Source organism: Paenibacillus sp. GXUN7292 (genome assembly GCF_050864975.1).
Lineage (GTDB): Bacteria > Bacillota > Bacilli > Paenibacillales > Paenibacillaceae > Pristimantibacillus.
The window spans coordinates 96829-104393 of record NZ_JBOZWO010000024.1; the positions used below are offsets into that span (position 1 = coordinate 96829).

Genomic DNA, 7565 nt, shown 5'->3' on the forward strand with positions numbered 1-7565 from the left:
TATACGGAGAGCCGGTCGAATTTTGATTGGCTTTTTCTTTTTTATAAAAATTTACAATAGTGCCATTTTTCTATTGACTTAAAAGGTTTGTCGTAATAAACTCTTTGTAAATAGGTTTGTTTAAACAAACCAAGAGGAGACGACGAAATGAGCAGCCTTTTTATAACCATATTAAATATGAGCCTTACGGCAAGCTATGCAGCACTCATCGTTATTTTGATTAGGCTTGGGATTAGAAAAGCACGAGTTCCAATGGTTTTTTCTTATGCGCTTTGGTTTGTAGTTTTGTTTCGTCTTGTTTTTCCTTTTTCATTTGAAAGCTCGCTAAGCTTGTTACCAGGTAAGATAGGCGCTATATCGCAAGATATTATTTATTCCGAAAGCCCGGGCATAAATACTGGCAATATACTCTTAGACGATACAGTTAATCACTCCATTCAGTCAACTCTACCGCCAATAGATGCAACAGCAAGTGTTAATCCGATGGGAGCTGTTATACAACTGGGAGCGATAATCTGGATGCTGGGGACGGCTGCATTGTTAGTATATGGAATAATTTCATACTTCAGATTAAAGCAAAAGCTTTCATTTTCAACACTTGTAAAGGATAATATTTTCGAAACAGATCAGATTAAATCAGCTTTTGTTTTTGGTTTTATTAAACCTAGAATATATTTACCAATAGGCCTATCTAGTCAGGAACAAGCTTTCATATTAATGCATGAGCAAACACATATTAGACGTCTGGATTATTTAATTAAACCCTTGGCGTTAGTGGTCTTAGTTCTGCACTGGTTTAATCCGCTTATATGGATTTCGTATTTCCTCATGATCAAGGATATGGAAATGTCTTGCGATGAAAGAGTTATGAAATTATCAAACGATGACCTTCGGATAGATTATTCCAAAACGTTGCTGGCTCTTGCTTCCAAACAAAGCGGCTTATCAAGCCGACTATTTTTTGGAGAAAGCAATGTAAAGACAAGAGTGAGGAACATCTTACATTTCAAACGTCCTGTTATTTGGGTTAGTGTTATTGTTACTGTTATGGTGGCGGTATTATCGATAAGTCTACTGGCGAACCCTGCTAAAGATAAGGAAATTGAGGAGCAAATCGTTATATTACAAGGAGAAGCTTCAGATATATATTCGGTTTATGATGGTAACTTAATAAAATTTACAGATTATCCTATTGGGAAGGAAATAAATACTTTTATTTTAGAGGTTGAGAATATGTTATTCCAAGTGGAACCTTCCGATTTTGAGAAATATGGGGGAAGAATGGTTGAAATTGAATACCTTAATACAAACTTTAACAACTTTAGTGAAATAGAATCAATTACAGATGACGGTAAATATACTAAGTCAAAGAAACAAAGAAAAGTATATGCTATACTTTCAATTTCGGGTGATCCGTATCCTGCATTTGATTAATTCGTAAATAAAAATCGCTTTTCCGAAAAGAATTGATAAGTGTATAAGGTGATAGACACGAGGCAGCGAGGAACGCGTTGAAAAAGATCTGGCTAATGTGCTGGATCTTTTTTTTCTTGACTACAATAACATAGGGATTAGGAGAAATGAAAAATATAATTACGTAAAATAATAATTTGACGAATAAATAATAATCAGATATAATGCAATCATGGAGGTTTTGCACAAATATGGAAAAACAGATGAAAATGCACTACATGCAACGGATTGACGAAAAACTTTCTGATTTACCTTGGTATGTTACAGAATTTATAGATAGCAAAAAACGAAAGTTATCTCCAACGACACTTCTTAATTACTGCCATGATTACATTATTTTTTTTGATTGGCTTATTGCTGAAAATTTAACTTCAGCGAGTCGGAAAGAAATAAACTTAGAGACACTAGAGCGATTGAAAATTCGCGAAGTAGAAAACTTTTTGTCTTTCCTGGATTATCAACTTGGAAATAAGAAACTTACAATAAATCGCAAGTTGTCCTCGCTAAAATCTTTGTTTGATTACCTTCAGAACAAGGCTGAGACAAGCGATCTGAAGCCATATATTCAACGAAATGTAATGGCCAAAATGGACTTGAATGCAGTCAAGGAAAGCCAAGAGACTATTGCAAACCGTATTGAAGGAAAAATCCTTAGAGAAGATGAATTTGAATTATTTAGGCAATTTGTAGCTTATGATTTCGGAGAAAAGCATAAAGATAATAAGCGAATCTTCACGTTTCATCAGTTTAATCGTGAGCGTGACACTGCGATTGTTTCGCTGGTATTAGGTTCAGGGCTGAGATTGTCTGAGGTTGCAGGCATTAATATGGATGACTTAGATATGAATAAAGCATTAGTACGAGTCATCCGTAAAGGTGATAAAGAACAATATGTATACTTTAGCAAACAGGCATTATTAGATTTAGAAAATTATCTGCAAATCAGAGAAGCAAGATATTTACCAGAAAAACACGAAAACTATTTATTTATTGCAGCTCCTGTAGGCCGTAAAGGAAAAAGCCGGCGTTTGACACAACGTTCAATTGAAAAGCTAATTGAGAAATATGCAACGGCTTTTGGTAAACCATCTCTAACCGTACATTCGCTTAGGCACTCATTTGCAACTCGATACCATTTAGAAAATAACGATGTTCCAAGATTGAAGAACCAATTAGGGCATTCATCCATACAAACAACGATGATATATACACACCTAACAGATGAAGAGATGCGTAATGCAGTGAATAACATGGATCGGTGAAACCGCGATGTGTTACGCGTTTTCTTATAACATGTTCACAAAACTCGTATTTTGTACATATGTATATAAATCGATTTAATGCCTAGTAACTACTGAATTTTCATTTAGTGTCATACACCATATAGCTCGATTTTCGTTCTGTTTTTATAAGTTCCCCTTTCTTGCAGTAAAAAAGCAATTCGGATTTAATCCAAATTGCTTTTTCTTTGAATACTGTCCTCCGGTACCGCCAACGGAAAGGCCAAGCGATGTCAAACCCTCTTCGATTGCCGGATTTATCATTCATCCTAGATACCAGGTAACTCATAACGTTGTTACAAATGGCAATCCTAAAACATTAGCTATTGTTCCGCGTTTTTATTAATTACTCCTTTAATCCTTCTAACTCCAGCAGAAGAAGATTGTTCTTTTTTAATACTGAACTTTCCTAAGTTTGTTGTATCTTCTACATGAGGTCCTCCACATACTTCTCGACTCCAAACTTTCCCTTCATTATCTTTGATTGTATACACTTTAACGATATCTGGATATTTATCCCAAAAATTTCCTTCAACATTACTTTCTTTCGCTTCAATTTTAGGCATCTCTGAAATATAGGTAACTGCTTTTGATGAAATCGCATCATTCACATACTTTTCCACCTCAGCTATTTGCTCTGGCGTAAGTTTTTCATCATGGTTGAAATCAAACCGTAATCGTTCTGAAGTAATATTACTTCCTTGTTGATGAACATGATCACCTAAAACTTCCCTTAAACCAGCAAGTAACAAATGAGATACCGTGTGCAGCGCTGTTGTTTCTGTTGAATGTTCAGCTAACCCACCTTTAAATTTACCCGCAGAAGCAGTTCTGCTCTTTTCAGCATGTTTCTTTGCCGCCTCTATATAAGACGCCTTGTCCTCCATGCTATATCCACTTTCAGTTAGAAACTCTTCCGTCAACTCCAAGGGAAACCCATATGTTTCGTAAAAATAAAAGGCATCTGCACCTGAAACCTTACCCTTATTCTTAAGATGTTTTTGTATTTCAAATTCTCCTTGCTGTAAAGTTCTATAGAAAAGATTTTCTTCCTTATTTACTATTTCGATAACTTTCTTTTTATTACGGATCAAATCTTCATAAGCTGTTGCTTCATCTATATAAACTTCAGACAACTCACCCACAAAACTTCCTTGTATACCTATTTTTTTACCTGCACGAATCGCCCTTCTTAATAACCTTCTTGTTATATACCCTGCATCACTATTAGCTGGCTCCGCACCATCATTAATTAGAAAAGTAGCCGCTCTCACATGATCAAGTATGATTCTAAACGACTTTAAATCGTCAGTATATTGTTTACCACTTAACTCCATCAATTTTTTCTTGGGGTTAAGGAAGAAAGCCGTATTATAAATATCCTTGTCACCATTAAGGGCTGTTGCAACCCTTTCTAATCCGCCCCCATAATCAATATTGGGATTTTGCATTTTTACAAATCCTGTGTCTTCTTTTTTGTAACACATAAATACGTTGTTCCCAATTTCTAAAAACCTCTCGCTTTCAGAAGCAGGATGATCCAGTGAATCACCGCCTGGTTCAAGATCATAGAACATTTCACTATCAGGCCCACCCGGTTCACCAACAGGCATATCTAATGGACTTCCGGCTCTACTCCACCAATTTTCTTTTTCATCATATAGGAATATTTTTCCACCTCTAGATGTCCCATATTTATATGGATCATCCTCAATAATAGGTTCTATACCAACTGATTTGAACTTTTCTGACCAGATTTGAATGGCTTCCGTATCTTTCTGTATATTCAAATCATCACTTCCTATAAAAGCACTGATATACAGCCTGCCAGGATCAATTCCTAATTCGATAATATGCCAATTCCAAATGGCATCGATTTGCTTTTTCTTATAGTTATTTTCATTAGCTTTAAACTCCCATCGACCTATCATTTCAAAAAATGTCAGATGCGACGTATCTCCTACTTCATCAATATCCACTGTCCTTAAACACTTCTGAATATTAGTTATCTCATTACCTATCGGATGCTTTTCCCCCAATAAATAGGGAACCATAGGTTGCATTCCACTTCCTGTAAACAACGTTGAGGGATCATTTTCTGGTAACAAGCTAGAAGAGGGCACTTGGCTAGCCCCTATTCCTTTCATAAAATCAATATATGATTTTCTTAACTCATCTGGTGTCATTTTCACCATGCTCAGTACCTCCATTTTAATTATTATTTATTCTTGGAAAATCCAAAAGTCTTTATTCTGCGAATATTCAAACGAAAAGAAATAAAACAAAAAAAGCCCTGAGCTGACATATTTCTTGTCAACTTAGGGCGAACTATTATGTCCGTGTTACCACCTAATTTCAGATTTCTCTGCACTCTATCAATACGGGATATCTCCGATATTGTTTCCTGAATAACGGTGGAACTCCGTTGAAGCCTACTAAGATTCCTCTGTTCGGTTCACAGCTCCGAGACTGCTTCACTATTAGATCAATGAAGATTCGCACCAACCATCTTCTCTCTGTGAGATCCCTAATACCTACTATTTCTCATCATAGCCTTTTCATTTTAAATTAAAGCAATTCTAACACACTCAACTTTCTCTGTCAATTTATTCCACTATGAAAAAACGAAGCCATTTCCTCCACAACCTCCACCTTCATCTACACAAAAAAAGGACATTTCCGTTTCAATGAAACGGATGTCCACATATGATGTGAAACAATATATGAAAATACAGTAGAAGCATAGACTCGTCAACAAAACTTAGAAATTAATATTTATAGTGGAGTTTTGATTTTCCCTTCTAATTCCTCTACTTGTTTTATAAAATATTTCATATCAGCACTAACTTGAATCCTTAAACCTAACCCAACTTCACGAAGCATTTTTTGCAAGTCTTCAAAATTTTTTTTGTCCTCTATGGTTAAATAAGCAAATTTATATAAATCATTATTAGGAAATTGCCTTAATTTATAATAGAAGTTATTAAGAATTTCCTTATCATTTTTGGAGAGAGTTCCTAATTGTTCGCCAGTTGTGATACCAAGCCAGATTCCGTTCAAAACGTCTCCTAATTCAGTCGTCACTAAGTTGGGGTCTGACCAATTATTATTTATTTGATTAGCGATTAAGCCTTCCAGTTCGACTAAATTATGTTGTACCTCTGTAATGAAAACCTGTTCTTTCACAAAATTAATCTTCATATATCCCCAAGCTACTAATGTGATTAAAATTATGTTTAAACCGATGGAAATTTTTAATATTAATTTTTGTTTTTTGCTCAATATTTCACTCCCTCCCCGCTTTCATTTTACCATATGAAACCATAAAGGTAATGTAGCAATTCTGCACGTTAGCCTTGTTGTCCTCCGACAAACATTAAACCGTACATTATATCCAATTTAGTATTCTAATTGTGCATCACTTATATCTATACAAGGGTCCCTAACAAGTAAACTAAAAACACGATAATACTAAGGATTAACATAACTCCTCCAACCTTATAACACAAAGATGTCCCATAATCATTTGGATATTTCTTTGAAATTATCACCGCTGGCAACCAAAATACAATAGCGGACATAAATGGAATGTGATATCCATGGCTTCCATTCGTATATATATCCCAGTTGAATAACTTAAATAGATAATGGCTCAACATGAAGTCGTTTTGAAATTTAAAATTAAATAAAAATCCTAAAAATAGAACAACTATTGATAATGATCCATAACCAAACGATCTTTTTATTGTCACTTCACCCCCATTGCAAATTTCTGGCCTTTGGCTGTAATTCGATCCACTTTTTCCAATTATATACTATACGTAAAAAAAGAGATTTTGTTGCACGAACCTGTTAGGGCTGCTGATCCATTCCAGCAGCCGCGCTTTAGTTATTTATTAAGCTATAGTAAATATATCAGCAACCAGTTACAAATCCAAAAGAGTTACCAAAAATAATAGCCAGAGTGTTTTTTGTTATTTCTAAAAAGCAAAGCAAATGGAATGGAAGCCAATATAATATACACTCCAATGAAAACTGGAGTAGAAAGCAATTCCTTGCCCTCGATAATCCCCATAACGATAAATAAGATGCCTAATAGGATGTATGGTAAAACAAATCCCTTTTGGTAAGAGGCTAACTCATCCTCGCTCAAGATAGATATTACCGACTTTCCAAGAAAAAATTTAAGTTTAAAAAAATGAAAACCTGCATTTACGAGCATCCAAATACCAAGAAATATTTGTGCATACAACCTATATTCCCTCTCCTCTCACCTTCTTTGAATTCCAGGTCGTTTGTTTTTTAAAATATCGAGATGTTTTTTGTTTCTTCAATGTCGGTGATAACTGTTTTATCTGAATAGGTCCAAACTAAAGCAATAGACTTTAGAGTATGTAATTTCATCAAATCACCCTCTTGAAAATTCTTCAAAAGTAACCGTTCAGTTTCTAATAGATTTTTCAAAATGCATTACCTCTATCACAAAATTCTATATATTAAGATGAAATTCCTTCATACTCGCAACTTTGCTAACCTGCCCGTCCCTCGGTTTTAAGGGTTTATCTCACATATACTCACTCATTCGCAGGATTTCATCACCATGGATTAGATATGGAGGTGGAGAAAGCTGGGAGCGGATGCCGTTAGCCTAGTGACTGAGCATGCGGGAACAGAGGAATTGCTTCAGCTATTCCTTTCTGCCTAACTCTACTGCACGCAAACTCCACAAGCGCCCTGGTGTTTACCATCCCATGGCTCGACGGGTCTATGCCCTTACATTCCATCGTCATACTTATCCAAGGTGTGGAGACC

The 7565-nt window shown here is 35.4% G+C and carries 5 protein-coding genes and 1 other annotated feature; of the genes, 2 read left to right on the forward strand and 3 right to left on the reverse strand.

What is annotated here, in order from left to right; genetic code table 11:
- Positions 1–147 precede the first annotated feature (147 nt).
- The gene (locus ACRRU2_RS18795) at positions 148–1434 is read left to right on the forward strand and encodes a M56 family metallopeptidase (RefSeq protein ID WP_432504012.1); all 1287 of its coding nucleotides are present in this window, start codon (positions 148–150) and stop codon (positions 1432–1434) included.
- A 230-nt stretch (positions 1435–1664) separates the two neighbouring features.
- Positions 1665–2735, forward strand: coding sequence for a tyrosine recombinase XerS (xerS, locus tag ACRRU2_RS18800; protein WP_432504014.1), 1071 nt, complete (start codon positions 1665–1667; stop codon positions 2733–2735).
- A gap of 341 nt (positions 2736–3076) precedes the next feature.
- Here the strand turns inward: xerS and ACRRU2_RS18805 are convergent, their stop codons facing one another.
- The 3 genes from ACRRU2_RS18805 to ACRRU2_RS18815 form a co-directional block, all read right to left on the reverse strand.
- Positions 3077–4948, reverse strand: coding sequence for an alanine--tRNA ligase (locus tag ACRRU2_RS18805; protein ID WP_432504017.1), 1872 nt, complete (start codon positions 4946–4948; stop codon positions 3077–3079).
- Positions 4949–5069: 121 nt separating this feature from the next.
- Positions 5070–5313 (reverse strand) — a binding site (T-box leader).
- A 215-nt stretch (positions 5314–5528) separates the two neighbouring features.
- A complete protein-coding gene (locus ACRRU2_RS18810; protein ID WP_432504019.1) occupies positions 5529–6035 on the reverse strand; it encodes a hypothetical protein in 507 nt (168 codons plus the stop codon).
- A gap of 661 nt (positions 6036–6696) precedes the next feature.
- Positions 6697–7005 (reverse strand): hypothetical protein, encoded by a 309-nt coding sequence (locus tag ACRRU2_RS18815; RefSeq protein WP_432504021.1) that lies wholly within the window; start codon positions 7003–7005, stop codon positions 6697–6699.
- Positions 7006–7565 lie beyond the last annotated feature (560 nt).